At 73.3% G+C, this 23869-nt stretch carries 25 protein-coding genes; 13 read left to right on the top strand and 12 right to left on the bottom strand.

All coding sequences use genetic code 11. The features are described 5' to 3' along the window. Positions 1 to 9: 9 nt before the first annotated feature. Positions 10 to 309 (bottom strand): SelT/SelW/SelH family protein, encoded by a 300-nt coding sequence (locus tag ABZT03_RS22330; RefSeq protein ID WP_356041867.1) that lies wholly within the window; start codon positions 307 to 309, stop codon positions 10 to 12. Further along, positions 306 to 1220, bottom strand: a complete 915-nt coding sequence (locus ABZT03_RS22325; protein ID WP_356041865.1) for a HipA family kinase — start codon at positions 1218 to 1220, stop codon at positions 306 to 308. The genes ABZT03_RS22330 and ABZT03_RS22325 overlap by 4 nt, the downstream gene beginning before the upstream one ends. Positions 1221 to 1783: 563 nt before the next feature. Here ABZT03_RS22325 and ABZT03_RS22320 point away from each other — a divergent pair. Then, positions 1784 to 2908 carry a histidine kinase gene (locus tag ABZT03_RS22320; protein WP_356041863.1) on the top strand — a complete coding sequence of 375 codons (1125 nt, stop codon included), beginning with the start codon at positions 1784 to 1786 and terminating at the stop codon, positions 2906 to 2908. A 68-nt stretch (positions 2909 to 2976) separates the two neighbouring features. Further along, a complete protein-coding gene (locus tag ABZT03_RS22315; protein ID WP_356041937.1) occupies positions 2977 to 3684 on the top strand; it encodes a response regulator transcription factor in 708 nt (235 codons plus the stop codon). 131 nt (positions 3685 to 3815) lie between these two features. On the opposite strand, the gene ABZT03_RS22310 is transcribed toward ABZT03_RS22315, so the two are convergent. Both ABZT03_RS22310 and ABZT03_RS22305 read right to left on the bottom strand, forming a co-directional pair. Beyond that, complete coding sequence (locus ABZT03_RS22310; protein WP_356041861.1) at positions 3816 to 4751, bottom strand: CPBP family intramembrane glutamic endopeptidase; 936 nt, start codon at positions 4749 to 4751, stop codon at positions 3816 to 3818. A gap of 262 nt (positions 4752 to 5013) precedes the next feature. Continuing rightward, entirely contained in the window at positions 5014 to 6522 is a 1509-nt protein-coding gene (locus ABZT03_RS22305) for an IucA/IucC family protein (RefSeq protein WP_356041859.1), read from the bottom strand. A gap of 101 nt (positions 6523 to 6623) precedes the next feature. Between ABZT03_RS22305 and ABZT03_RS22300 the strand changes: the two genes are divergently transcribed. The 3 genes from ABZT03_RS22300 to ABZT03_RS22290 are packed head-to-tail and all read left to right on the top strand — an operon-like array spanning position 6624 to position 10237. Beyond that, positions 6624 to 8117: an IucA/IucC family siderophore biosynthesis protein gene (locus ABZT03_RS22300; RefSeq protein ID WP_356041857.1), complete on the top strand. Its 1494-nt coding sequence runs from the start codon at positions 6624 to 6626 to the stop codon at positions 8115 to 8117. 45 nt (positions 8118 to 8162) lie between these two features. Continuing rightward, on the top strand, positions 8163 to 9428 hold the full coding sequence (locus ABZT03_RS22295) for a VWA domain-containing protein (RefSeq protein ID WP_356041856.1): 1266 nt from the start codon (positions 8163 to 8165) through the stop codon (positions 9426 to 9428). After that, the gene (locus ABZT03_RS22290; RefSeq protein ID WP_356041854.1) at positions 9428 to 10237 is read left to right on the top strand and encodes a hypothetical protein; all 810 of its coding nucleotides are present in this window, start codon (positions 9428 to 9430) and stop codon (positions 10235 to 10237) included. Before ABZT03_RS22295 ends, ABZT03_RS22290 begins: the two co-directional genes overlap by 1 nt. A gap of 67 nt (positions 10238 to 10304) precedes the next feature. Here ABZT03_RS22290 and ABZT03_RS22285 read toward each other — a convergent pair whose 3' ends face one another. Continuing rightward, a complete protein-coding gene (locus ABZT03_RS22285; protein WP_356041852.1) occupies positions 10305 to 10931 on the bottom strand; it encodes a helix-turn-helix domain-containing protein in 627 nt (208 codons plus the stop codon). A gap of 85 nt (positions 10932 to 11016) precedes the next feature. Between ABZT03_RS22285 and ABZT03_RS22280 the strand changes: the two genes are divergently transcribed. The 5 genes from ABZT03_RS22280 to ABZT03_RS22260 all read left to right on the top strand — a co-directional run bounded on the left by ABZT03_RS22280 (position 11017) and on the right by ABZT03_RS22260 (position 15051). Then, positions 11017 to 12243: a pyridoxal phosphate-dependent aminotransferase gene (locus ABZT03_RS22280; protein WP_356041850.1), complete on the top strand. Its 1227-nt coding sequence runs from the start codon at positions 11017 to 11019 to the stop codon at positions 12241 to 12243. A gap of 3 nt (positions 12244 to 12246) precedes the next feature. Continuing rightward, positions 12247 to 12846: a histidine phosphatase family protein gene (locus tag ABZT03_RS22275; protein ID WP_356041848.1), complete on the top strand. Its 600-nt coding sequence runs from the start codon at positions 12247 to 12249 to the stop codon at positions 12844 to 12846. 114 nt (positions 12847 to 12960) lie between these two features. After that, positions 12961 to 13590 (top strand): hypothetical protein, encoded by a 630-nt coding sequence (locus ABZT03_RS22270; protein ID WP_356041846.1) that lies wholly within the window; start codon positions 12961 to 12963, stop codon positions 13588 to 13590. Between the two features lie 177 nt (positions 13591 to 13767). Further along, positions 13768 to 14190 (top strand): acyl-CoA thioesterase, encoded by a 423-nt coding sequence (locus ABZT03_RS22265; RefSeq protein WP_356041844.1) that lies wholly within the window; start codon positions 13768 to 13770, stop codon positions 14188 to 14190. A 54-nt stretch (positions 14191 to 14244) separates the two neighbouring features. Then, entirely contained in the window at positions 14245 to 15051 is an 807-nt protein-coding gene (locus ABZT03_RS22260; RefSeq protein WP_356041842.1) for a chitosanase, read from the top strand. On the opposite strand, the gene ABZT03_RS22255 is transcribed toward ABZT03_RS22260, so the two are convergent. The 7 genes from ABZT03_RS22255 to ABZT03_RS22225 form a co-directional block, all read right to left on the bottom strand. Then, positions 15036 to 16400, bottom strand: a complete 1365-nt coding sequence (locus ABZT03_RS22255) for a nucleobase:cation symporter-2 family protein (protein ID WP_356041840.1) — start codon at positions 16398 to 16400, stop codon at positions 15036 to 15038. The genes ABZT03_RS22260 and ABZT03_RS22255 overlap by 16 nt on opposite strands. A 292-nt stretch (positions 16401 to 16692) precedes the next feature. Then, positions 16693 to 18072 (bottom strand): 8-oxoguanine deaminase, encoded by a 1380-nt coding sequence (locus tag ABZT03_RS22250; RefSeq protein ID WP_356041839.1) that lies wholly within the window; start codon positions 18070 to 18072, stop codon positions 16693 to 16695. Positions 18073 to 18187: 115 nt separating this feature from the next. Further along, entirely contained in the window at positions 18188 to 19126 is a 939-nt protein-coding gene (gene pucL / locus ABZT03_RS22245; protein WP_356041837.1) for a factor-independent urate hydroxylase, read from the bottom strand. Positions 19127 to 19133: 7 nt separating this feature from the next. Beyond that, positions 19134 to 19532, bottom strand: coding sequence for a hydroxyisourate hydrolase (gene uraH, locus ABZT03_RS22240; RefSeq protein WP_356041835.1), 399 nt, complete (start codon positions 19530 to 19532; stop codon positions 19134 to 19136). After that, a complete protein-coding gene (uraD, locus tag ABZT03_RS22235; protein ID WP_356041833.1) occupies positions 19529 to 20047 on the bottom strand; it encodes a 2-oxo-4-hydroxy-4-carboxy-5-ureidoimidazoline decarboxylase in 519 nt (172 codons plus the stop codon). The genes uraH and uraD overlap by 4 nt, the downstream gene beginning before the upstream one ends. Positions 20048 to 20169: 122 nt before the next feature. Continuing rightward, positions 20170 to 20538, bottom strand: coding sequence for a helix-turn-helix domain-containing protein (locus ABZT03_RS22230; protein WP_356041831.1), 369 nt, complete (start codon positions 20536 to 20538; stop codon positions 20170 to 20172). Continuing rightward, positions 20535 to 20786: a hypothetical protein gene (locus ABZT03_RS22225; protein ID WP_356041829.1), complete on the bottom strand. Its 252-nt coding sequence runs from the start codon at positions 20784 to 20786 to the stop codon at positions 20535 to 20537. Before ABZT03_RS22225 ends, ABZT03_RS22230 begins: the two co-directional genes overlap by 4 nt. 167 nt (positions 20787 to 20953) lie before the next feature. Between ABZT03_RS22225 and ABZT03_RS22220 the strand changes: the two genes are divergently transcribed. From ABZT03_RS22220 to ABZT03_RS22210, 3 genes are all read left to right on the top strand, one after another. Beyond that, on the top strand, positions 20954 to 21811 hold the full coding sequence (locus ABZT03_RS22220; protein ID WP_356041827.1) for a TIM barrel protein: 858 nt from the start codon (positions 20954 to 20956) through the stop codon (positions 21809 to 21811). Between the two features lie 54 nt (positions 21812 to 21865). After that, on the top strand, positions 21866 to 22759 hold the full coding sequence (locus ABZT03_RS22215) for a 2-hydroxy-3-oxopropionate reductase (RefSeq protein WP_356041825.1): 894 nt from the start codon (positions 21866 to 21868) through the stop codon (positions 22757 to 22759). 617 nt (positions 22760 to 23376) lie between these two features. Next, a complete protein-coding gene (locus ABZT03_RS22210) occupies positions 23377 to 23613 on the top strand; it encodes a hypothetical protein (protein ID WP_356041823.1) in 237 nt (78 codons plus the stop codon). The last annotated feature ends 256 nt before the right edge of the window (positions 23614 to 23869 follow it).

The following is a 23869-nucleotide window of genomic DNA, read 5'->3' as shown; positions in this document are numbered from 1 at the left end:
CCGGGCGGGTCAGTCCGCCGCCGTCCGTTCCGAGTGGCCCAGGGACCTGCCCGGGGCCACCCGGTCGCGGACCAGCCGCTTCACGGCCGTGGGCTCGGGGAAACCCTGCTCGCGGCGGTCGAAGACGACCTCGTCGTTCACCCGGACGACGAAGACGCCCCCGGTGCCGGGCTTCAGCGACAGCTCCGTCAGTTCGGACTCGAACGTCGTCAGCAGTTCCTGTGCGAGCCAGGCCGCGCGCGGCAGCCAGCGGCACTGGGTGCAGTACTCGATCTGGACGCGCCAGGCGTCCGCGGTCCGCTCCGTCATCGCAGGTGCACCGACCAGTCCTGTTCCGCCGCCGGTTCGCCGTGCAGGTCGGGGACCCGCTTGAGCCAGTTCGGCCGGCCCTGCCGCGTCCTCGCTGCGCGCCGGGCCTCCTCGGCGGCGATCTCCTCCCCGCTGGGGAAGTCGGTGGGGAGCCAGGCCGCGGAGGACTTCACGCGGGCGGCGAGGTAGCGGACGTAGGCGTCCCGGACCTCGCCGGGCGTGGCGAAGCCCGGTTCGCCACGCAGCCACGCGTCCGGCACCTCCGCCACGATGTCGCGCAGCAGCCGCTCGGTCACCCGGGGCGCCAGCTCGGCGTCGGCCGCCCGGGTGTCGGGACCGTAGCGCCCGAGGGCGTGGTGGCGGAAGTCGTAGGCCTTCTCCGGGTCCGAGGCGTCCCAGCGGTGGTGGAAGACGAGGGCGGCGCCGTGGTCGATCAGCCACAGGCGCGGCGGCACGGTCCCGAAGGTGGGCCAGATCATCAGGTTCGAGCTGTGGACCGTGCGGTCGACGTTCACGGTCAGGGCGTCCAGCCAGACGATCCTGCCCGCCTCCAGCGGATCGACCGGGAAGGTCCTCGCGACCTCGGGGGTGAAGTCCGCGGCCCCCGGCAGATAGTCCATGCCGAGGTTGAGGCCGTCACTGGAGTCCAGCAGGTCGCGGACCTCCTGGTGCGGTTCGTGCGCGGCGAGCGCCGGATCGAAGTGGGCCAGGACCAGCTCCGGGAACCGCAGCCCGAGGGCGCGCGCCAGCTCCCCCACGATCACCTCGGCGACCAGCGCCTTGTGGCCCTGCGCGGAGCCGGTGAACTTCACGACGTAGGTGCCCAGGTCGTCGGCCTCGACGATCCCGGGCACGGAGCCGCCGGAGCGCAGGGGTTCGACGTAGCGGGTCGCGACGACCTCTCTCATCATCTTCCAAGGTCCAACCGGTTGTATTACTTGTGTTCCACGGTCAGCTGCGACGCGGCGTCAGGGCGGTGCGCCCCTTGCCTCGGGCGTCCGGCCTGAGGCGAGCATAGTGACCGCGCGTGACAGCCGTCATGCGGCAACCGCCGAACCCCGACGCGGGTCCGCCGGTCCGGGTCGTCCCGGGCGTTCGGGGGCAGAGGCCCGGCACTGTCCACTCACGGGGGATGCCCGAGGCGGCGCCCGCGGATATCTTCGGCGGGCGCAGGCCCGCGCCCCCTTCCCGTGGCCGCCCCACCGCGGCCCGGCCGTACGTGTGAGGACGACCAGTGAGAGCCGTGAGCTCGCAATGCACGCCGTCGCCGGATCCGGACGCCACCGGCCGGCGTCCCGCACCGGCCCGGGCGCCCGCGGCCGGGGATCTTGGCCCGCCGCGTCGTCCGGCGCCCGCGCCCCGCCTTCCCCAGCCGGTCGTGCGGGCGGCGGCGGCGTGCGCCGGGTGGTGGTGGGCGGCGAAGACGTGGTGGGGCGGGCGTCCCCGTGCCGCGCGGGACCGGGAGCTGGCGTTCGTGTTCACCGTCCTGTCCTTCACCGAGCCCCTGGCCGGGAGCGTCGGCGCCCAGTTCGGGGACCTGCCGACCCGGCACGCGCCCGTCCTCGCGGTGCTGCTGACCCTCGGGCAGACCGTGCCACTGGTCCTGCGCACCAGCCGTCCCGCGCTGTGTCTCGCGCTGGTGGGCCTGTCCTTCGCAGCGCACCAGTCGCTGGGGCTGCCGCAGACGTTCGGCAGCCTGGGGCTCTACGTCGCCCTGTACTCGGTGGGCGCGAACGCCGACCGCCGACGACGCCTGCTGGTGGTGCCGGCGGTGGCGGCGTACGTCGTCTTCTGCGTCGTCCTGCACCGGCTCGGCTCGCCGCAACGGCTGCCGGACTGGGTGGTCATCGGGCTCGTGCTGGCCGCCTTCTGGACCGCGGGCACCGTCGTGCGGGGCCGCGAGGCGGCCGGGGCCGAACGGCGACGGCTCGCGGAGCTGGCCGCCACGGCGGCGGAACGCAGCCGTCTGGCACGGGAGTTGCACGACGTGGTGACGCATCACGTGACCGCCATGGTGGTGCAGTCCGATGCCGCTCCGTTCCTCATGGACGCGCCGGAACGCGTGACGGAGGCGCTTGCCGCGATCAGCGGGACCGGCCGGCGCGCGCTGGCCGAACTGCGGTATCTGCTCGGCGTGCTGGAGGCCACGGGTGAGGCCGCGCCGGACGGTCGGGCACCCGCCCGCGGCGACCTGCGGGACCTGGTCGAGCAGGCCCGGATGGGCGGCCACCCCGCCGAGCTGGTCGAGGAGGGCGAGAGGGCGCCGCTGCCGATCGGCGCGGAACTGGCCGTGTACCGGCTCGTGCAGGAGTCCCTCACCAACGCCGTGAAGCACGCGCCCGGGCGGCGTACCCGCGTCACCGTCGGACACCACCGGCAACACGTCGAGGTCGACGTCAGCAACGACGGCCCCGGAGAGGCCCGTTGGCCCGACGAGGTCGCACCTACGGCGCCGGGCCGGGAACACCTCTCGGGCGGCCGGGGGCTGCGGGGGCTCCGGACCCGGGTCGATATGCTCGGTGGGACGTTCGCCGCGGGCCCGCGCGGCGACGGCGGGTTCTCGGTCCGGGCCCGGATACCCACCCGAGGTGACGCGTGACCGCAGAGCCCCCGCAGCCGTCCGCCCCGCCACCGCACCGCGCGGCCGGCCCCGGCGCCCCGATCCGGGTGCTGGTCTGCGAGGACCAGGCCCTCGTGCGGGCCGGCTACAGCACCATCCTCTCGGCCCAGCCCGACATGGAGGTGGTCGGCGAGGCCGCCGACGGCCGCGCCGCGGTCGAGGCGGCGAAGGCGCTGCGGCCCGACGTCGTCGTCATGGACATCAGGATGCCCCTGCTCGACGGCATCGAGGCCACCCGGCAGCTCGCCGGCCCCGGCACGACGACCGGGGCGCGCATCCTCGTGGTCACGACGTTCAACGTGGACGCCTACGTGTACGAGGCTCTGCGCGCCGGAGCCAGCGGGTTCCTGCTGAAGGACGCGCCGCCCGCGGAACTGGTCAACGGGATACGGACCGTCGCCCGCGGTGAGTCGCTACTGGCGCCCGCCGTGACGCGCACGCTGATCGGCGAGTTCGCGGGACGGGTACGGTCCCCCGGCGAACCGGTGCCCGCACCGGGCCGGGCCCGCGACTTCGGCCCCGGCGCGGCTCGGGAACGCCAGCGCCTGGGACTTCTCACGCCGCGCGAGCACGAGGTGTTGACGCTGATCAGCACGGGCCTGTCGAACGCGGAGATCGCGGCGGAACTGGTGCTCAGCCCGGAGACCGTCAAGACGTACGTCTCCCGCATCCTGACCAAGCTGGACCTGCGCGACCGCGTCCAGGCTGTCGTCCTGGCCTACCGGGCGGGGATCGCCCCGGAGGTCACGCCGTAGGGCTGGACCGGCTGTGGGCCTGTCGGCCGAGGGCCGGTCAACTCCCGTACCGCTGAGCCCCGATGAACCCCTCCCCCGGAGAACGGCCGGAGCAGCGGCGGGAGAGGGAGGTCGGGTCGTCCGTTCGTCCGTCAGGAGAGCGAGGACTCCGTGGGGACGGCGCGGGAGGCGCGGAGCTGACCGCGGTCGTACAGGTGACCGCGGCGCCGGGCCGTGCGCAGGAACCAGACGGTGGCCACGGTGCACACCAGGACGGAGAAGATGCCGGCCTCCGGTCCGAAGCCGCCCCCGGTGATGGCCTCGGGGCCCGTGACGACTCCGCGGACCAAGCCCACCGGAGTGGTGTCGTCACCGGAGACGGTGGTACCGAAGACGCCCCCGCTGACGAAGTTCCAGCCCCAGTGGATGCCGATCGGCGTCCACAGCGAGCGGGTGGCCGCGTAGGCCGCGGCCGTCAGCAGACCGCCCTCGACGGCGATCGCGAGGGCACCCCACACCGTGGCACCCTCGTTGACCAGGTGGAGGGCGCCGAACAGCACGGCCGACAGGGCCAACGCGGCCCGGGTTCCTGTGAGTTCCTCGACCAGGCGGAACACGACCCCCCGGAACAGCACTTCCTCCGTGACGGCCACGCCCGCCATCATCCCGGCCACGGCCGTCATCCCGCCGATCGAATCCCCGGACGCGGTGCCGTACGTGCCGAACACGGCGATCAGGGTGAGTGTGGCGGTGAAGAGACCCACTCCGGCGAGAGCGCCGGACCGCAGCTCGGGCAGCGCCGCCGCCGGGTCCAGCTCCGCCACGGCACGCTGCTCCAGGAACCGGACGGCCGCCGCGTAGGCCGCCAGTCCGCCCACCGCGACCACGGCCCCGGCGAGAACGGCCGGCACCGGCCCGCTTCCGGCCACGGACCGCACCCCGGACGCCAGCGCCAGGACCACGAGGAACAGCACCACCATGAGCCCCAGGCGCACGCCCGGCGAGCGCACCGGGCGCGTCGGGGAGAACGGACTCTGCGAGAACAGATGCTTCAGTTGGCGTACGCCCGGCAGCGATGTCCGCGACATGGTGTTCCTCTTCTACGGCCTGCGGCCCGGTGGCCGCGGTACTGCCGGAACACTATGAAGACGGCGACGCGCGGGGCATCGCCCTCGGGAGGACATCGGGGGTAGCTCTCACGGGGGACGAGAGCGACGCCCCCGCCACCGCCCCCGCCCCCGCCCCCGCGCCCTGGCGGCGACCCGCCGGCCTCGTCGCCGTCGGCGTCCGGCTCGGGGCAGCGGCGGCGCGGCAGAGCTGAGCCTCCTGGTGGGGTCGGCCGGACGGCTCCTAACCGGCCAGCGGGTTGGGGAGGGGGAGGTAGCGGGCGGCGGCGCCGTCCGCTCCTGTCCAGCGCAGCAGCAGGTTCGTCTTGCCGGGCAGGGTGGGCGAGGTGAGCAGGGCGGCGGTCTCGGGCAGGTCGTGGCGGCCCAGGGCGCGGCGGGCGGCGGGCCAGGGGTCGAGGCCGGGGTGGCGTTCGGCCAGGGCGGCGGCGACCTCGGTGAGGTGGTTGACGACCAGGCAGTACACCAGGCGCTCCCAGCCGGCCGCCCGGGAGATCTCCGGCAGCAGCTTGACGCCCTCGGCGTCCCGGAACAGCGCCTGCACCGGCATCCCGTCTGCGTCGACGGCGACCAGCGTGTTCTGCAGGTGTGCTTCCAGTACGACGCCGTGCTCGGCAAAGGCCGTGATCGCGGGCGGCACCACCTGGGCCAGATACGCCTCCCACCAGGCCGCCGGATCCTGCCGGCCGTCCGGCGGACTGCCCGCGAAGCCCTCCACCAGGCCGGCCGCGAGCAGCGGTGTCGCACCGGGCAGCAGGTGGCGGTGGAAGCCGTCGCGGACCAGGACGGCGAGGGCCTCGAAGGCGAAGTCGGCGGTGCGGTGGCCGCGGTCGCTCAGCCAGGCGGCCGATCCGTCGGCGGCGGCGAGGGCGGCGCTCGCCGCCGCGTCGGTGCGGCGCAGTCGCAGCAGGTCGTGGCGCCACAGGCGGCGGATGTCGTTGGTGATGCGCACGTCGAGGCTGAATTTGAGGAACAGGTCGCGTCCGGGCACGTACAGGGTGCGGATCGCCGCGGTGGGCCAGGTGGGGAACGGGGTGGTGCCGAGGGTCAGCAGCCGGCCGTCCGCGAACGCCGGGGCGAGTTCCCGGGCGGCGAGCTCCAGCTGCCAGGGGTGGGCGGGCAGCAGCCGGTAGCCGGGCGGGGCCTCGCCGAGGGCGTCCAGGGCCGAGGTGTCGCCCTCCTCGGTGACCGTGTCCTCGCGCACCGCGAGGAGCACCAGCGGGAAGTGCGCGCGTGCCTCGGGGGCGTACGGCAGCCAGCGGGCGGCGGGGCCGCCGCCGCGCGCCTTGGGGGCCGGGTGGTGCGGGTGGCCGGTGAGGAGGGACTGCTCGGAGCGCAGGTAGGGGTCGTCCGGTTCACTCGTGCGGGCGCGGGCGGCGAGCAGCGCGGCCACCGCGGCCCGGCTGTCGGTCATCTCCGCGAGCAGTTCGTGGTTGGACAGGCCGCTGTGCCGGCGCAGTTCCGCGGCGACGAGTCGTACGAGTTCCGGGTGGCCGAGGCGCTGCCAGCCGTCCGGGGTGCGCAGCTCCGGCGCGGCGGGCCGCCGCTCTCCGCGGACCCTGAGCAGCCGGCCGCCGGGCAGCCGGTACACGTGCAGGTCACCGGCGTGGGAGAGCGGCTCGGCCACCTCTCGCAGCAGACAGTTGAGCAGCGGCGCGGCCGCGTAGGCGTCGGCGCGCTCGGTGACGTCCGGGCTCACCGCGGCGTCACCCGCGGGCGGGGGGATGAGAACCACGCGCTTCACTCGTTTTCCACGGTCCGTTCGGGCGGAGATGATCAGTATGTCTGCCGTCACCCCCCGACCTGGCACCGCAGCCGTCCCCGAGGAGCCCGACCGTGCACCGTCCCCCCACCGCCGAGGCCGAGGTCGCCGAGGAACTGGCCGCCGTACGTCCCGCCCTCGTGTCACGGTACGCGGCCGAGCTGGCCGGTGCCCGGGCGGCGGTGCTGACCCGGCTGTGGCGGGCCCTGGCCCATGAACCCCTGCCGTGGGTGGCGGGCCGGGAGCGGGGCAGGGACGGGCTCACCGTGCGCCTGGCGGACGGACGGCGTCTGCACGGCCCGCCCGCGGACCCCTACGCCACCGCCGCGTACGTGGCCGCCGTAGGGCTGGACGGCGTGGAGTACGACGATCCGGCGCGGCTGACGACCGCCCTGGCCGTCGCGCACGGCGCCGGCTTCGCCGCCGAACTGGGCCACAGCGTCGCCTCGCTGGCCCTGTCGCGGGCCGGACACGCGGAGGGCGCCGAGAGGTGGCCGGTGGACGACTGGGTGTGGGAGCAGCGGGTGGTCGACGGGCACCCCTACCACCCCAACTGCCGTTCCCGGCCTGGGTTCTCGGTCGCCGAGCAGCTCGCCTACGGGCCCGAGCACGGGCCGGTCGTGCGGCTCGGTCTGGTACCGGTGCCGGCCGGGAGCTGCGTGGTGAGCGGCGCATGGCCCGAGGAACTGCGTGACGGTGGGCGGCTGTTGCTGCCGGTGCATCCCTGGCAGGTGGAGCACGTGCTCAAACTGCCCTGTGAGCCGGGCCCCTCCGCGCATCCGCTGATGTCGCTGCGGACCCTCGCCCTGTCCGGCGGGCGGCACGTCAAGACCGCGCTCAGCGCCCGGCTGACGTCCTCGGTGCGGGACATCTCGGTCTACTCGATCGTCCTGTCCGCCACCCTGTCGGACTTCGCGGAGGCGCTCGCGGCCCGCACGGGCGGGCTGCTGCACGTCACCCGCACCCTGGGCGCCGCCACGGCCGGCTCCCCCGAACTGGCCGCGGTGTGGCGCGAGTCGCCCGGGGTGTACGCGGCGCCGGGCGAGCGGGTCGTGCCGGTGGCGGCACTCGCCGGAACCGGGCTGCCCGCCTCCCCCGGCTGGCTCGCCCGGTTCGCCCGGCTGGCGCTCACGGTGGGGCTGCGGCTGCTGGATCTGGGGGTGGCTCTGGAGGCGCACGGCCAGAACCTGCTGGTCGTGCTGTCCCCGGCGGGCGAGCCGTTGCGCCTGGTCTACCGCGACCTGGCCGACATCCGTGTCAGCCCGGCCCGGCTGGCCCGGCACGGGGTGCCGGTGCCCGAGCTGACCGGGCGTCTGGTCACGGACGACGAAACGGCCCTGCGGCGCAAGCTGTTCGGCTCCCTGGTGGCGGGCGCGCTGGCGGCCACGGCCGGTTCGGCGGCGGCCCTGCGGGCGGCGCTGGAGACGGCCGTACCGGATCTGCCGCGTACTCCCGATCTTCTCGCACTGCTCGAAGAGCCGCTGCCCGCCAAGGCGTTGACACTGATGCGGCTGTCGCCGGGGGCCCCGGGGGACCAGTGGGCCGGCCTGCCCAACCCCCTGCTGTGACGGCTCGTTTTGGAGCCCGACACCTCTGATCAATAGGATCCGCCGATGATCAGAACACAACGGCTGGCGGCGGGAGTGTGCGCCCTGCTCGCCGCCCTGACGGCCGGGATCTCCTTCCCGGCCGCGGCGGTCGCCGGTGAGCCCACCGGCGAGACCGCACCCAAGGTCAACCTCCTGCTCGACGTGAGCGGTTCCATGCGGACCCGGGACATCGACGGCGGGACGCGGATGGCCGCCGCGAAGCAGGCGTTCAACGAGGTGCTCGACGCGACGCCCGAGGAGGTCGAGCTCGGCATACGCACCCTCGGCGCCAACTACCCCGGCGACAACCAGAAGACCGGCTGCAAGGACACCGCGCAGCTCTACCCGGTCGGACCGCTGAACCGCACCGAGGCGAAGACGGCGGTGGCCACCCTCTCCCCCACCGGCTGGACGCCGATCGGCCCCGCGCTGCTGAAGGCGGCCGGCGACCTCGACGGCGGCGACGGCTCCAAGCGCATCGTGCTGATCAGCGACGGCGAGGACACCTGCGCCCCGCTCGACCCGTGCGAGGTGGCCCGCGAGATCGCGGCCAAGGGCATCGGCCTCACCATCGACACCCTCGGCCTGGTGCCGAACACCACCATGCGCAAGCAGCTCAGCTGCATCGCCGAGGCGACCGGCGGCACCTACACCTCGGTCGAGCACACCGACGAACTCACCGACCGCGTCAACCAGTTGGTGGACCGGGCGGCGGACCCTGTGGTGACTCCGGTGGCCACCGAGGGCGCCACGGCCTGCGCGCAGGCGCCGACGCTCAAGTCGGGCCTGTACACCGACCGCGAGGAGTTCGGGCAGCAGCGCTGGTACCGCGTGGACGTCGAGCCGGGCCAGGAGGTGCGCGCCTCGGTGAGCGTCGGCGCGGACCGGGCGGTGCACCCCGACTACGGGGTGCTGCTGCGGGCGGTCACGGTGCACGGCCGGGAGATCGTGCGCGGGGAGGCGGCCGGCACCGGCCGCACCGACGTCGTCTCGACGGGCCTGCGCTACCCGAAGGCGGACAGCGACGACGAGGACGCGGCGGCGGAGACCGTGTGCCTCCAGGTCACCAACTCCTTCTCGGCGGCCTCCGGTGTGAAGGCCACGCCGGGTCTGCCGCTGGAGCTGACCGTGGACGTGGTGGACGGCCCGTCCCAGGCGAGCGACGTGGCCTCCTTCGGCCTCGGCCGCGGCTGGTGGCTGCTCGGCGCCCTGATCCTCGCCGGCTTCCTCGCCGGTGTCCTGTGGGGCTGGCTCTCGCGCTGGCGGTTCGCGGTCTGGAGGACCAACTGATGCGACACACCCGAGTGTTGAGCGCGGCCCTGCTGGCGCTCGGCCTGGCCGCGGGACCCGCGGCGGCCGACTCCTCGCCGTCACCGAGCGCGTCGGGCGACAGCTCGGCGCCGACCGCGGCGGGTACGTCGTTCCGTACGGCGACCGAGATCGACCAGGGGCAGCCGGCGACGGCGAACGGTTCCGCGGGCGACTACCTGTACTGGTCGTTCCCGGCGGACGCCGGACAGCGGCCCACGGTGAAGGCGACGGTGAAGCTGCCGGACACGCACGCCGCCGAGACCTGGCAGATCGACGTCTACGACGGTCTGCGCCGCCGCCAGGCCTGCCAGTACGGGGCGCAGACGCGCACCGCCGCGCAGGGCACGTCCTCGGTGGAGCTGGCGTGCGTCCTGCGCACGGTCCGCGCCTGGTCCGAGCCCTGGGCCGACGATCCGCTGCCGGGGACGTACTACGTCCGGCTCACGGTCGTGAACCTGCCGACGTCCGACCTGGGCCTGACGGTCGGCACCGAGGTACGGGTCGACTCCAAGGACATCGGCGGTTCGGCGGCCGTGGACGGTTCGCTGGCCGAGCCGCTGGTCCCCGGTGTCGCGGTCAAGTCCGGGGCCGAGGACGCCGAAGACAAGGGTTCGTCCTCCGCCGTGCTGTCGAGCATCGAACCGGACGGCGGCTGGTCGTCCGGCTGGTGGTCCGACCGCTGGGTGTGGACCGGGATCGGCGGCGTGCTGGCCGCGCTCGCCGGGATCGGCGGCTACGCCCTGACCCGCGGCTCGGGACGGCCGCGCCGGGTACCACCGGGCGCGTGAGCACCCTGCCGCGCACGAGTTGACCGACCATCAGAAGGCCCGCCACCGGCGGGCCTTCTGCCTTTTCTCACGCCTCCCGCAGCGCCTTGGCCGGTGTGCCGTCGCCGGTCACCTCGATCCGGCCGGCGCGCACGGCGTCCCGCACGCTCAACTCGCCCCGGGCGACGGCCGTGCACGTGTCGACGTCCAGCACGAGGCGGGCGTCGGGCTCCGCGGGCGCGGGGCCGTCGCCGTAGACGGGGCCCTCCGTCTCACCGAGGCGGAGGTGGAACTCGCCCTCGTCGAGGCGGACTTCGACGAGGCCCTCGCCCTCCAGGACCCGCAGCAGAGGCAGCGCGAACCAGTGCGCGCGCACCGCGTCCGTGGGCCGGCGCTCGCCGAGTTCGGGCTGTCCCCACGCTCCCAGCGCCTGGAGCACCGGCAGCAGATCCCGTCCGCGCGCGGTGAGTTCGTACACGGTGGCCGCGCCCGGCGGCGGCAGCCGGCGGCGCGTGGCGAGGCCGTCGCGTTCCATGTCCTTGAGCCGGGAGGCGAGTACGTCCGTGCTCACGCCGGGCAGGTCCGCGTGCAGGTCCGTGTAGCGGCGCGGGCCGGCCAGGAGTTCGCGCACGACGAGCAGCGTCCAGCGGTCACCGACGACGTCGAGCGCACGGGCGGCGGAACAGTACTGGTCGTAGCTTCGGCGAGGTGACATGGAGCGCAGTCTAGACAAGTTGTTGGACTTTCCAAGCTCGAACTTGGTAAAACCAAGCAACACCACGTACCGGAGGGCGCAGCGCATGGAGTTCCGGCAGTCGAGCAAGCTCAGCGAGGTCTGTTACGAGATCCGCGGCCCGGTGATCGAACACGCCAACGCGCTGGAGGAGGCGGGCCACAGCGTGCTCCACCTCAACACCGGCAACCCCGCGCTCTTCGGCTTCGAGGCGCCCGAGGAGATCATCCAGGACATGATCCGCATGCTCCCGCAGGCGCACGGCTACACCGACTCGCGGGGCGTCCTCTCCGCCCGCCGGGCGGTCGCCCAGCGCTACCAGGACCGGGGCCTGGAGGTCGACGTCGACGACGTCTTCCTCGGCAACGGCGTCTCCGAGCTGGTCTCGATGGCCGTACAGGCGCTCATCGAGGACGGCGACGAAATCCTCATCCCCGCCCCCGACTTCCCCCTCTGGACGGCGGTGACGACCCTCGCCGGCGGGAAGGCCGTGCACTACCTCTGCGACGAACAGGCCGACTGGTACCCGGACCTGGACGACATGGCGGCGAAGATCACCGACCGCACCAGGGCCGTCGTGATCATCAACCCCAACAACCCCACCGGCGCCGTCTACCCGAAGGAGATCGTCGAGGGCATCCTCGACCTCGCCCGCCGCCACGGCCTGATGGTCTTCGCCGACGAGATCTACGACCAGATCCTGTACGACGGCGCCGTGCACCACTCGGCCGCCGCGCTCGCCCCCGACCTGGTGGTCCTGACCTTCTGCGGGCTGTCGAAGACCTACCGGGTCGCCGGCTTCCGCTCGGGCTGGCTGGTGGTCACCGGCCCCAAGCAGCACGCGCGCAACTACCTGGAGGGCCTGACGATGCTGGCCTCCATGCGGCTGTGCCCCAACGCGCCCGCCCAGTACGCCATCCAGGCGGCGCTCGGCGGCCGGCAGTCCATCACCGAGCTCACCGCCCCGGGCGGCCGGCTGCACGAACAGCGCAACGTGGTGTGGGAGAAGCTGAACGAGATCCCGGGGGTGTCCTGCGTGAAACCGAAGGGCGCCCTGTACGCGTTCCCCCGGCTGGACCCGAAGGTGCACCGCATCCACGACGACGAGAAGTTCGTCCTGGACCTGCTGCTCCGGGAGAAGATCCAGGTGGTCCAGGGCACCGGCTTCAACTGGCCGACCCCCGACCACTTCCGCATCCTGACCCTGCCGCACGCGGACGACCTGGAGGCGGCGATCGGGCGGATCGGGCGGTTCCTCGGCGGGTACCGGCAGGAAGGGCCTCGTAGCCTGTGAGACATGGGTGATCTCTTCCTGGTCCGGCACGGCGAGACCGAGTGGTCCCGGTCCGGGCGGCACACCGGCTCCACGGACATCCCGCTGACCGACGACGGCCGGGAGGAGGCGCGCCGGCTGGTACCGCTGATCCGCTCGCACCGCATCGGCGCAGTCTTCGTGAGCCCGCTGCGCCGGGCGCGCGAGACCGCGGAACTCGTCGGCCTGCACGGGGCCCGCGTGGACGCGGACCTGGTCGAGTGGGACTACGGCGGGTACGAGGGCGTCACGACCGCCGAGATCCAGCGCGAGCGGCCGGGATGGTTCCTGTTCACCGACGGGGTCACACCCGGACCGCCCGAGCATCCCGGGGAGAGCCCGGAACAGGTCGGGGAGCGCGCCGACCGGGTGCTGGCCCGGGCGGACGCGGCGCTCGACAACACGGAGGACGCCGTCGTCCTGGTGGCGCACGGACACTTCCTGCGGGTCCTCACCGCCCGACGGCTCGGGCTGCCTCCCTCGGCGGGCGCGCTGTTCCAGCTGGCGACGGGCACGGTGTGCCGGCTGGGCACGGAGCACGGGCGCCCGGTGATCGCCGGCTGGAACCTGCGGCCGGGATCATAGGGGTGGCTCACGGGTCCCGCGGGGATGTCAGAGCGGCGTCGTAGTCTTCGAGGAGGGCCGGTCCCCGCGCAGCGGGCGGCCCCGCGAGCAGGCCGTCCGCCGGGGAGGAGCGCCGTGACACGACCGCCGACCGCCGCCCAGCGGCGTGTCATCGACGCCGCCGATCCCGTCACCGGGCGGCTGCGGGGCGCGCAGGCGCAGCTCGCCGCGCTGGTTCGGCACGGGCTCGCCTTCCGGCACCCCCGGCCGCCGCACGACCACTTCCTGACACCGGCCGGACACCGGATCCGCGAGGAGCCCGCGCGGACCCCGCCGCCCACCGAGCCTGCGCCCGCGGCGAGCGGCGTGTTCACGGCCCGCGTCGGCGGCGAGGAGGACGCCCCCGCCGCGGGCCCCGCCCGGGTCCGCGAGGTCCACAGCGCCTGGCAGGGCCTGATCGAACTGCGCCGGATGACCCGTCCCGACGGCGCCACGGACCTGCCGTGCGGCTGGGAGCGGACCCATCTCGTGCAGGCGGCCGCGCTCGCCCTGGAGGCGGCCGGTCATCTCCCCGCGGGCGGGGACACCGAGGGCTACCGGGTGCGGGCGACCCCGCAGCCGGAGGCCGTCGCCGTGCGCGGACCGGACGGCGAGACGCTCCGGGCCTGCGCGGCCACCCTGGAGAAGGCGGGCTGGCAGACCGGCGAGCACACCGACCCTCGTACGCGCGCTCGATATCTGCTGGCTTCCCCGCGCCGGGCGTGACGCGCGTGCCAAGATCGGTGGACCGGCCGTCGGCGCCGGACCGACCGCCGGCGGCAACCCGGACATCGACTCGGACGCCGATGCGGACATCGAAAACCGCAAAGACCTCCAGGATTTCCAAGACGTCGAAGACCTCCAAGACCTCGAAGACATCGAAGACATCGAGAAGGGGACACCGTGAGCGAGCCGTTCTCCGTGCGGATCACCGTCCGCGGCTACGAGACCGACGTGCAGGGTCACGTCAACCAGAGCGTGTACATCAACTACGCGGAGCACGCCCGCTGGTCGCTGTTGCGGGAGGCGGGCATCAGCCAGGCCGCGCTGGCCGCCGAGGGCGTGGGCCCGGTCGCTTTGGAGACGACCATCCGCTACCGGCGGGAACTGCTGGCCGGTGACGAGGTGGACGTCACCTGCGTCTTCGACTGGGCGGGCGGCAAGACCTTCCGGATCGAGCAGAGCATCCGCAAGGCGGACGGCACGCCGGCCGCGGAACTCACCTCGGTCGGCGGCCTGCTCGACCTCCGCGAACGCAGACTGGTGGCGGACCCGCGCAGCCGGTTCAAGGAACTCGCCACGGACGCGAGCCTGTTCGGACTGTGACCGCGGCCGCCGGACCCCGCCGGCCCCGACTCACCCGCCACCACCGGAGGTGACGTGCCCATTCCAGCCCGCCGCACCCTGCTCGCCGCCCTCGGTGCGCTCGGCGCCACGGGGCTCGTCGCCCGGTGGCCGTCCGCCGAGGCGGCTCCCGAGCCCGGCCTCGGCGCGCCGGACAAGAAGGACCTCGCGATGCGGCTGGTGTCCAGCGCGGAGAACTCCTCGCTGGACTGGAAGGCGCAGTACCGCTACATCGAGGACATCGGCGACGGCCGCGGCTACACCGGCGGCATCATCGGCTTCTGCTCCGGGACGAGCGACATGCTCGCCCTGGTCGAGCTGTACACCGAGCACGTCCCGGACAACCCGCTGGCGGGCTTCCTGCCCGCGCTGCGCGCGGTGGACGGCACCGACTCCCACGAGGGTCTCGACCCGGACTTCACCGCCGCCTGGCGGAAGGCCGCCGGCACGCCCGGGTTCCGCGCGGCCCAGCGCGACGTACGGGACCGGGTGTACTTCGACCCGGCGGTCGCCCGCGCCAGGAAGGACGGCCTCGGGACGCTCGGCCAGTTCGTCTGCTTCGACGCCATGGTCATGCACGGCCCCGGTACGGACGACGTCAGCTTCGGCGGCATCCGCCGCCGGGCCCGGGGCCTCGCGGCCACCCCGGCGGACGGCGGCGACGAGACGGCGTATCTCCACGCCTTCCTCGACGCCCGGGTGTGGGCGATGCGGCAGGAGGCGGCCCACAGTGACGTGAGCCGGGTCGAGACGGCCCAGCGGGTGTTCCTGGCCGCGGGCAACCTCGACCTGGACCCGCCGCTGAAGTGGCGGGTGTACGGGGACCTTTACAGGATCGACTGAGGAGCCAGGGGCAGCGGCTCGGGCGTGGCCGCGAGCCCGGCCGGCTCCGCGCCGGGGTGGTTGAAGACGAGGTTCAGCAGGACCGCCGCCAGGCAGCCCGTCGAGATGCCCGAGTCCAGCACGATCCGCGCGGTCTGCGGGAACGCGTGGTAGAAGTCCGGCGCGGCGATCGGGATGAGACCGACGGCGAGCGAGACGGCCACGACCAGCACGTTGTCGCCCTTCTCCAGGCCCGCCCGCACCAGGGTCTGGATGCCGCTGGCCGCGACCGACCCGAACAGGACCACCCCCGCGCCGCCGAGCACCGGGCGCGGTACGACGGCGATCAGTGAGGCCGCCGCCGGGCACAGCCCCATCAGCACGAGGAATCCGCCGCCGGCCGCGACGACGTACCGGCTGCGGACACGGGTCATGGCGACCAGTCCGATGTTCTGGGCGAAGGCGCTGCACATGAAGCCGTTGAAGAGGGGGCTGAGGGCGGAGCCGAGGGTGTCGGCGCGCAGTCCGGCCGCGATCGTCCGCTCGTCCGCGGGGCGTTCGACTATCTCGCCCAGCGCGAGCATGTCCGCGGTCGACTCGGTCATCGAGACCACCATCACCACGCACATCGACAGGATCGCGGCGAGCTGGAACTGCGGGGCGCCGAAGTGGAACGGCGTGGGGAAGCCGACGACGTCCGCGCCTGCGACGGGTGCGAGGTCCACCGCGCCGAAGGGGATCGCCACGACCGTGCCGGCGACCAGGCCGAGCAGCACGGCGATCTGCCGGACGAAGCCGCGCGTGAACCGGCGCAGCAGGAGCACGATCAGCAGGGTGGCGCCGGCCAGGCCCAGGTTGGTGGTCGACCCGTAGTCGTGCGCGGCGGGGTCGGGGCCCTGCGCCCAGCCGAAGGCCACGGGCAGCAGGGACACGCCGATGAGGGTGATCACCGTGCCGGTGACGACCGGCGGGAAGAAGCGGACCGCCTTGCAGAAGACGGGGGCGGCGAGGAAGCCGAGGAGTCCCGCGACGATCACGGCGCCGAAGATCACCGGCAGGGCGTCGGCCCGGTCGTGCGTGGCGGCGGCGATCGCGGTCATGGGGGCGACGCCGGCGAAGGTGACGCCGTTGACGAAGGGCAGCCGGGCGCCGATCTTCCAGATCCCGAGGGTCTGCAGGAAGGTGGCGAAGCCCGCGGTGAACAGACAGGCGCCGGTGAGGAAGGTGAGTTCGGCGCCGGTCAGGCCGACGGCCGCGCCGACGATCAGGGGCGGGGCGACGACGCCCGCGTACATGGCGGCCACGTGCTGGAGGCCGCTGGTCACCAGTTTGAGGACAGGGAGTTTCTCGTCAACGGGGTGGATGGCCACTGCGGCTCCTCCGGTCGGTGGCACGTCGGCTCTGACGTGGGTGTCAAGGAGGTGGTGCGGGTGGGCAGGGGGTGCCGCCGCCCCGGCGTGAACCGAGGGCGGGAAGGGAGCGGAAGGCGGGGAGAAGGGGGGTCCAGGACCGTGCCGGGGCGCGTGCGTCCACACGCGCCCCGGGAACGGCCGCCGCGCACCCGGTCCGGGTCCACGGCCACCGGCCGGAAGCCGTCCCTCCCGACCGGAGTCCAAGTGGCCTGCCGCGCGACGGAGTTCGCGCCGGGCGACGGGCGGGGGTTCAGGAGCGGGCGGCGATCTCCGCCAGCCGTCGCGCCTGCGCCCGGGTGGAGCGGGCGATGGCGTCCTCGTCCACGTGCAGCAGACGGTTGTTCTCGACGATCTGACGGCCGCCCACGAAGGAGGCCGTGACGGGGGCCGCCGCGCCGAGGACCAGCGCGCTGACCGGGTCGGCGATGGAGGAGTGGGCCAGCGTGTCGAGGTTCCACAGCACGAGGTCGGCGAGCTTGCCCGGCTCCAGGGAACCGGTCTCCCGTGCGCGGCCCAGCACCTGGGCGCCGCCGTAGGTGCCCAGGCGCAGGGCCTGACGGGCGGTGAGCGCGGACTCGCGGTGGGGGCCGAGGCGGTTGACGAGGAGCGCGTTGCGCAGTTCGGTGTGGAGTTCGCCGGACTCGTTGGAGGCCGTACCGTCGACGCCGAGGCCGACCGGGACGCCGGCGGCGAGCAGGTCGGGGACGCGGGCGATGCCGGCCGCGAGCCGGGCGTTGGACGACGGACAGTGGGCCACACCGGTCTTCGTGCGGGCGAAGGCGTCGATGTCGGAGTCGTTCATGTGGACGCAGTGCGCCATCCACACGTCCTCGCCGAGCCAGCCCGTGGACTCGAAGTAGTCGGTCGGGCCCATGCCGAACAGCTCGTGGCAGAACTTCTCCTCCTCCACGGTCTCCGAGCCGTGGGTGTGCAGCCGTACGCCCTTGCGGCGGGCCAGTTCGGCGCCCTGCCGCATCAGTTCGGTGGAGACGGAGAACGGCGAGCAGGGGGCCACGGCCACCTGGGTCATCGCGTCGAAGGAGGGGTCGTGGTGCTCGTCGATGGTCGCCTCGGTGGCGGCCAGGGCGCCGTCGAGGGTCTCGACGGCGAAGTCCGGCGGCAGACCGCCGTCCTTCTCGCTGCGGTCCATGGAGCCGCGGGCGAGGGTGAAGCGGACACCGGTCTCGCGGGCGGCGCGGATGACGGCGCCGGACAGGTCGCCGGCCCCCTCCGGGAAGACGTAGTGGTGGTCCATGGCGGTGGTGACGCCGCCGCGGGCCATCATCGCCAGGGAGCCCTGGGCGGCGGCGTACACCATCTGCTCGTCGATGCGCGCCCAGGTCGGGTACAGCGCGACGAGCCAGTCGAAGAGGTTGTGGTCCGTGGCCAGGCCCCGGGTGATCCACTGGTAGAAGTGGTGGTGGGTGTTGACCAGTCCCGGGGTGACCAGATGCCCGGAGGCGTCGATACGGCGTCCCACGTTCTCCAGGTCCCCGGGTGCCCTGCCCGCGCCGAGCGACTCGATACGGCTGCCGGCCACGACGACGTGCCCGGAGGCGTACTCCGTGTCGTGGGCGTCGACGGTCGCGATCGCACAGTTCTCGATCACGGTCCGCTGGGGTGCTGCCATGATGCGTCCTTTTCACTCAGTGGGCTCGGTGCGGAGGGCACGGCAGGACCCCGGGAGTTTTGAGTGCCGTGGCCGGGGAGGCCCCTCCCCGGCCACGGGTGCCGAAAGAGGGGGCTCAGAGGTTGGTGAGGTCCACCGGGATCCTCGCCTCGCAGCCGTCCCGCAGGACGGTGGCCTCGATCAGGCCGTAGGGCCGGTCGGCGGCGAAGTACACCTCGTTGTCGTTCTTCAGGCCGAACGGTTCCAGGTCGACCAGGAAGTGGTGCTGGTTCGGGAGCGAGAAGCGGACCTCGTCGATCTCGTCGCGGTGGTCGATGATCCGCGAGCCCATCTGGTACAGCGTCTGCTGGAGGGACAGCGAGTACGTCTCCGCGAAGGCCTGGAGCAGGTGCTCGCGGGTCCTGTCGTAGGACTCCTCCCAGTCGGGCGTCTCCCGCCGGTCGTCGGACCAGTTGAAGCGCCAGCGGGCGGTGACCCGGGTCGCCAGGATGCGGTCGTACGCCTCCGGAAGGGTCGTGTACTTGTCCTTGACGTAGCCCCAGAACTCGGAGTCGGTCGAGTTCATCACGACCAGGTCCTTCAGCCCGGAGACGACCTCCCACGACGAGCCGTCGTAGGTGACCTGCGTGACCCGGGTCTCGCGGCCCTGGCGGACGAAGGAGTGCTCGCCCCGCGCGGGCCCGGAGTCCGTCCGCGAGGTCGCGATCCGCTCCCAGGCGTACTCCTCGATCCGGACGCGGGCCCGCCTGATCGGCTCCTGCGAGGTCACGAAGTGCCGGGCGAGACGGATGCCGAACTGCTCGGCCGACTCGATGCCGTGCTCCTTGGCGAACGCGTACACCGTGTTCTTGGTGGTGTCGGTCGGCAGCACGTTGGCGTTCGAGCCGGAGTAGTGGACCTCCTCCATGTCGCCGCTGAGCGCGACGGACACGTTCAGGTCCTTGATGTGGTGGGTGGCGCCGTCCCGGGTTATCTTCACGACCCGGTTCTCGGCCTTGCCGTACTGGTTCTGACCCAGCATCACGGGGCGGCCGGTCCGGGAATTGTCTGCCATGTGTCTGCTAGCTCCCTCGGTATACGGAGTAGCCGAACGGGTTGAGCAGCAGCGGTACGTGGTAGTGCTCGCCCGGCTCGACGGCGAACGTGATCGCCACCTCCGGGAAGAACACCGCGCCGGCACCGCTGTCCCGATTCGCGGGGGCGTCCTGCTGCGCATCGGCTTGCTTCTGGTCGAAGTACGGCTCCACCGCGAAGTCGAGCCGTACGTGGGTCGTGCCCTCCGGCAGGGCCGGCAGGTCCTTGCACCGCCCGTCCGCGTCGGTCGCGGAGCCGCCGAGCTTCCGCCATCCGGCGTCGCGGCCGTCACGGGCCGCGAGGCGGACGGCGACACCGGCGGCGGGGCGGCCGACGCTGGTGTCCAGGATGTGCGTGGACACGGAGGCGGTGGTGGCGGTGCTCATGGTCGGGCGTCCTCCTCGACGAGTCGGGCCAGGCGGAGACGGTTGATCAGACCCAGCTCGGTGCGGACGGTCTCCCGCTCCCGCTCCGGCGTGCTGCCGAGCCGTTCCCTGGCCGCGTCCCGCATCTGCTCGCCGGTCCGGCCGGTGGCGCAGATGAGGAAGACATGGCCGAATCTCTCCTGGTAGGCCAGGTTCAGTTCGAGCATCTCGGCCTGGAGTTTCGGGGAGGCGCCGGCCATGCCGCGTTGTTCACGTGCCGAGGCCGGGTCGCCGGGCCTGGGGCGGCCGATCGGCGGATGGCCGGCCATGGCCTCGGCCAGGTCCTCGTCGCTCAGCCCGGTCATGGCGCTGTCACTCGCGGCGAGGAGTTCCTCCGTGGTGGCGTAGGGGCGGGCGGCGAGCAGTCGCTTCGCCCAGGTGGTGGAGGCGCACGCCTCGCGGAGGGCGGCCAGGGCAGCTGACTCCCCGAGCGCGTTGAACCGGGCCAGACCCGGGGGCGTGGAAGTCGACGTCACGGGAGCCTCCGTGGCCGCGAACGGCCTTCGTGCTGAACGGGCTGCGCACAGCTAACGCCCCTCCGCGACACGGAGTCAACAGTTTGTTGAAAATTCCGGGTAACAAACCCGGCCCGCCGCGCTCAGCCCTGTTTCTCGCGGTTCAGGTAGTTGTAGACGGTGAAGCGGCTCACCCCGAGCGCTCCCGCGACGGTCTCCACCCCGTGCCGTACGGAGAAGGCGCCCCGGGCCTCGAGTATCCGTACGACCTCCTGCTTGGCCTTGCGGTCCAGGTCGGCGAGGGGCTTGCCCTGTCTGCGCTCCATGGCGACGAGGATGTGGTCGAGGGAGTCGGCCAGCTGCGGCAGCCGTACGGCGACCACGTCGGCGCCCTCCCAGGCGAGCACCACGTCGTCGGGGCCGGCCTCGTCGGGCGCGAGCAGCTCCCCGCCCATCGCGTCGACCAGCGGCTTCACCGCGGCGATGAAGTGCTCCTCCGCGGCGCCGGTCACCGCGCGTCCTCGCCGACCACGTTCAGCTGGAGCGAGATGCGGGTGGCGCCCGCCTCCAGAGCCCGGCGCAGCAGTGTGTCCACGGCGCCGAGCACGGCGTCGGCGCCCCCCTCGGCCGTGTTGCCGAACGGGCCGACGTCCACCGCGTCCAGCTCGGCGGCCTCGACGACCTCGCGGGCCACCACCGCGTGCGCGGGCGCCTCGTCCAGGTCGAAGGGCTCGGTCGTGAACTCCACTCTCAATCGCACGCGCACAACCTAACGCGCGCCGCCGTATTCCGCCGACCCCTCTTGACAAGCTCCGGCAGCCGACGACAATCTTCCAATAGACAGAAACCAACTTCCACTATACGGAATATCGGCGGACGGGCTGTGAACCGTCCGGCACGTCTCGGCACGGAAGGAGCGCGGCCCCGATGCCAGGTCCCGAATCGAGCACAGCCGCAGACCGGCGCTACAGCGTCAACCTGTCGATCCTCTTCACGGAGCTCCCGCTCCTGGAGCGCCCCGCGGCAGCCGGAGCGGCCGGCTTCACCGCGGTCGAACTGTGGTGGCCCTGGGTCGACTCCCCCACGCCCGGGCGCCCGGAACTCGACGCCCTCAGGAAGGCGGTCGAGGACGCGGGCGTCCAGCTCACGGGCCTGAACTTCTACGCCGGACAGCTGCCCGGCCCCGACCGCGGCGCCCTGTCGGTCCCCGGCGAGGAGTCGGACCGGTTCCGCGCCAACATCGACGTGGCCGCGGACTTCGCCCGCTCCCTCGGCTGTACGGCGCTGAACGCCCTGTACGGCAACCGCGTCGAGGGCGTGGACCCGGCCGAGCAGGACGCGCTGGCGCTGGAGAACCTGGTCCTCGCGGCCCGGGCGGCCCACCGGGTCGGGGCGGTCCTGCTGGTCGAGGCCCTCAACCGGCCCGAGTCGCCGCACTATCCGCTGGTGAGCGCGCCGGCCGCGGTCGGCGTCGTGGAGAAGGTCAACCGGGCCACCGGCCTGGGCAACGCGCGGTTCCTGATGGACCTCTACCACCTGGCGGTGAACGGCGAGGACCTGCCGTCGGTGATCGACCGGTACGCGCCGGTCACCGGCCATGTGCAGATCGCCGACAGCCCCGGCCGCGGCGCACCGGGCACGGGCACGCTCCCCCTGGCCGACCTGCTCGGCCTGCTGCGGAAGGCCGGCTACGACGGCCGGGTCGGCCTGGAGTACAAGCCCGGCGACCGCCCGAGCGCGGACGCCTTCGACTGGCTGCCCGCCGACGCCCGAGCCGCGCGCTGAGCGGCACCCACCGGCACCCGTCACACGCGTGACAGAAGCGAGAGAGGCACTCTCATGAGCAACAACCTCCCCAAGGTGGCCTGGATCGGTCTCGGCATCATGGGCTCCCCCATGTCGGAGAACCTGGTCAAGGCGGGCTACGACGTCACCGGATACACCCTGGAACGGGACAAGCTGGACCGGCTGACCGCCGCCGGCGGCACCGCGGCCGGTTCGATCGCCGAGGCCGTGCGGGACGCCGACGTGGTCGTCACGATGGTTCCCGCCTCCCCGCAGGTGGAGGCCGTCGCCTACGGCCCGGACGGCATCCTCGCCCACGCGAGGCCCGGCACCCTGCTGATCGACATGTCGTCGATCACCCCGCGGACCTCCGTCGACCTCGCGGAGGCCGCCGCCGACCGGGGCATCCGCGTCCTGGACGCCCCGGTGTCGGGCGGTGAGGCCGGAGCGGTCGAGGCGGTGCTGTCGATCATGGTCGGCGGCGAGCAGGCCGACTTCGACGCGGCACGGCCGCTGTTCGAGGCGCTGGGCAGGACCATCGTGCTGTGCGGCCCGCACGGCTCCGGCCAGACCGTGAAGGCCGCCAACCAGCTGATCGTGGCCGTCAACATCCAGGCGTGCGCGGAGGCGGTGGTCTTCCTGGAGAAGTCGGGCGTGGACCTGAAGGCGGCCCTGGACGTGCTCGGCGGAGGCCTCGCCGGCTCCACCGTGCTGGCACGCAAGAAGGACAACTTCCTCGCCCGCGACTTCCGGCCGGGCTTCCGTGTCGACCTGCACCACAAGGACATGGGCATCGTCACCGACGCGGCCCGCAACGTCGGCGCGGCCCTGCCGGTCGGCGCCGTGGTCGCCCAGCTGGTGGCCGGACTGCGCGCCCAGGGCGACGGCGGCCTCGACCACTCCGCCCTGCTGAGGGGCGTGGAGCGCCTGTCGGGCGCCCAGCTCTGACCTCACCCCCGAGACCCCGGGCGGCGCCGCCGCTGACATCTGTCCTGTCGCGCCCAGGCGACGGCGCCGCCCGGCACCAACCGCACCGATCCCCCGCCCCGTCCGCGCACCGCGGGCCGGGCGGCGGCTTCGACCGCTCCGAGCGGTCCCGCCCCACCGCGGGCGGCACCGGCGGCTGGATCGGTGAGGCCCGGACCGCGTACGCGTCCGGCCGTCCGCTCAGGACGGCCGGGACGCCGTACGCGCGGCCCGCGCAAAGCCGTGCGACCCGGATGAGGGGTGGTCGCCGGAGCGGCGCGGGCCGGATGAGACCGCGGCGGCGCGTGAGCCAGTGCGGTGGCGAAGGGTCCGGTGCCTCCTTCTTCGACCTGAGGGAAGGGCGGCGCCGGTCCCGTCGCGACCGCCGCGGTCGAAGCCGTCGCCGGCAACGGCGGACGGCGGACGGCGGACCGCAGACCGCAGACCGCAGACCGCAGACCGCAGACCGCAGACCGCAGACCGCAGACCGCAGACGAGCGCCGGGCACGGACGGTTCCGTGTCAGGCGCTCACCGCTGCCCGGGCACGTTCCGGACGGCCCGGGGTGCGGAACCGCCGCGTCCGCAGCACCCTGAACACATGGGACAACCGACGCCGCATCCGCGCATCGTGGTGCACCCGCCGGCCCTCGACGGCTCCCGGCGGGTCACGTCCGGGGACACGGTCCTCGGCATCGCCTCCCACCTCGACGACGTCGTCGAGATCCTCCGGATGGCGGACCTCGACCGCGTCGAGGTGGAGGAGAGCGACTTCGTCGAGTGGCAGGGCGGCGGCCCGGAGGACTGGCCGGGCCTGTCCGAGCCCGACACCGTCTGAACCCCGCACGCGGCGCTCCCGCCCGTGGCGGTCCGCGTACGGCGGTCCGCGTACGGCGGTCCGCGCAGGGCCACCGGCATCCGCGGCCGCTTCGGCGACGACGAGGGCACCGTCCCACACGACAACGACGGCCACGGGAGCGGACACAGCGATACGTCGGGACATTGGTAGGTCTCCCCATCAGGCTCTGTTGGCCGTACAGGCCGTGTGTGCCTGTCCGTTGCTGTGAATACTGGCCCCGCTACGACCTGTCGAT

Origin of the sequence: Streptomyces sp. NPDC005574 (genome assembly GCF_040605435.1) — a bacterium.
In the GTDB taxonomy this organism is placed as follows: domain Bacteria; phylum Actinomycetota; class Actinomycetes; order Streptomycetales; family Streptomycetaceae; genus Streptomyces.
Note: the sequence above shows the minus strand (reverse complement) of the source record. Positions and strands in the feature narration are given on the sequence as shown.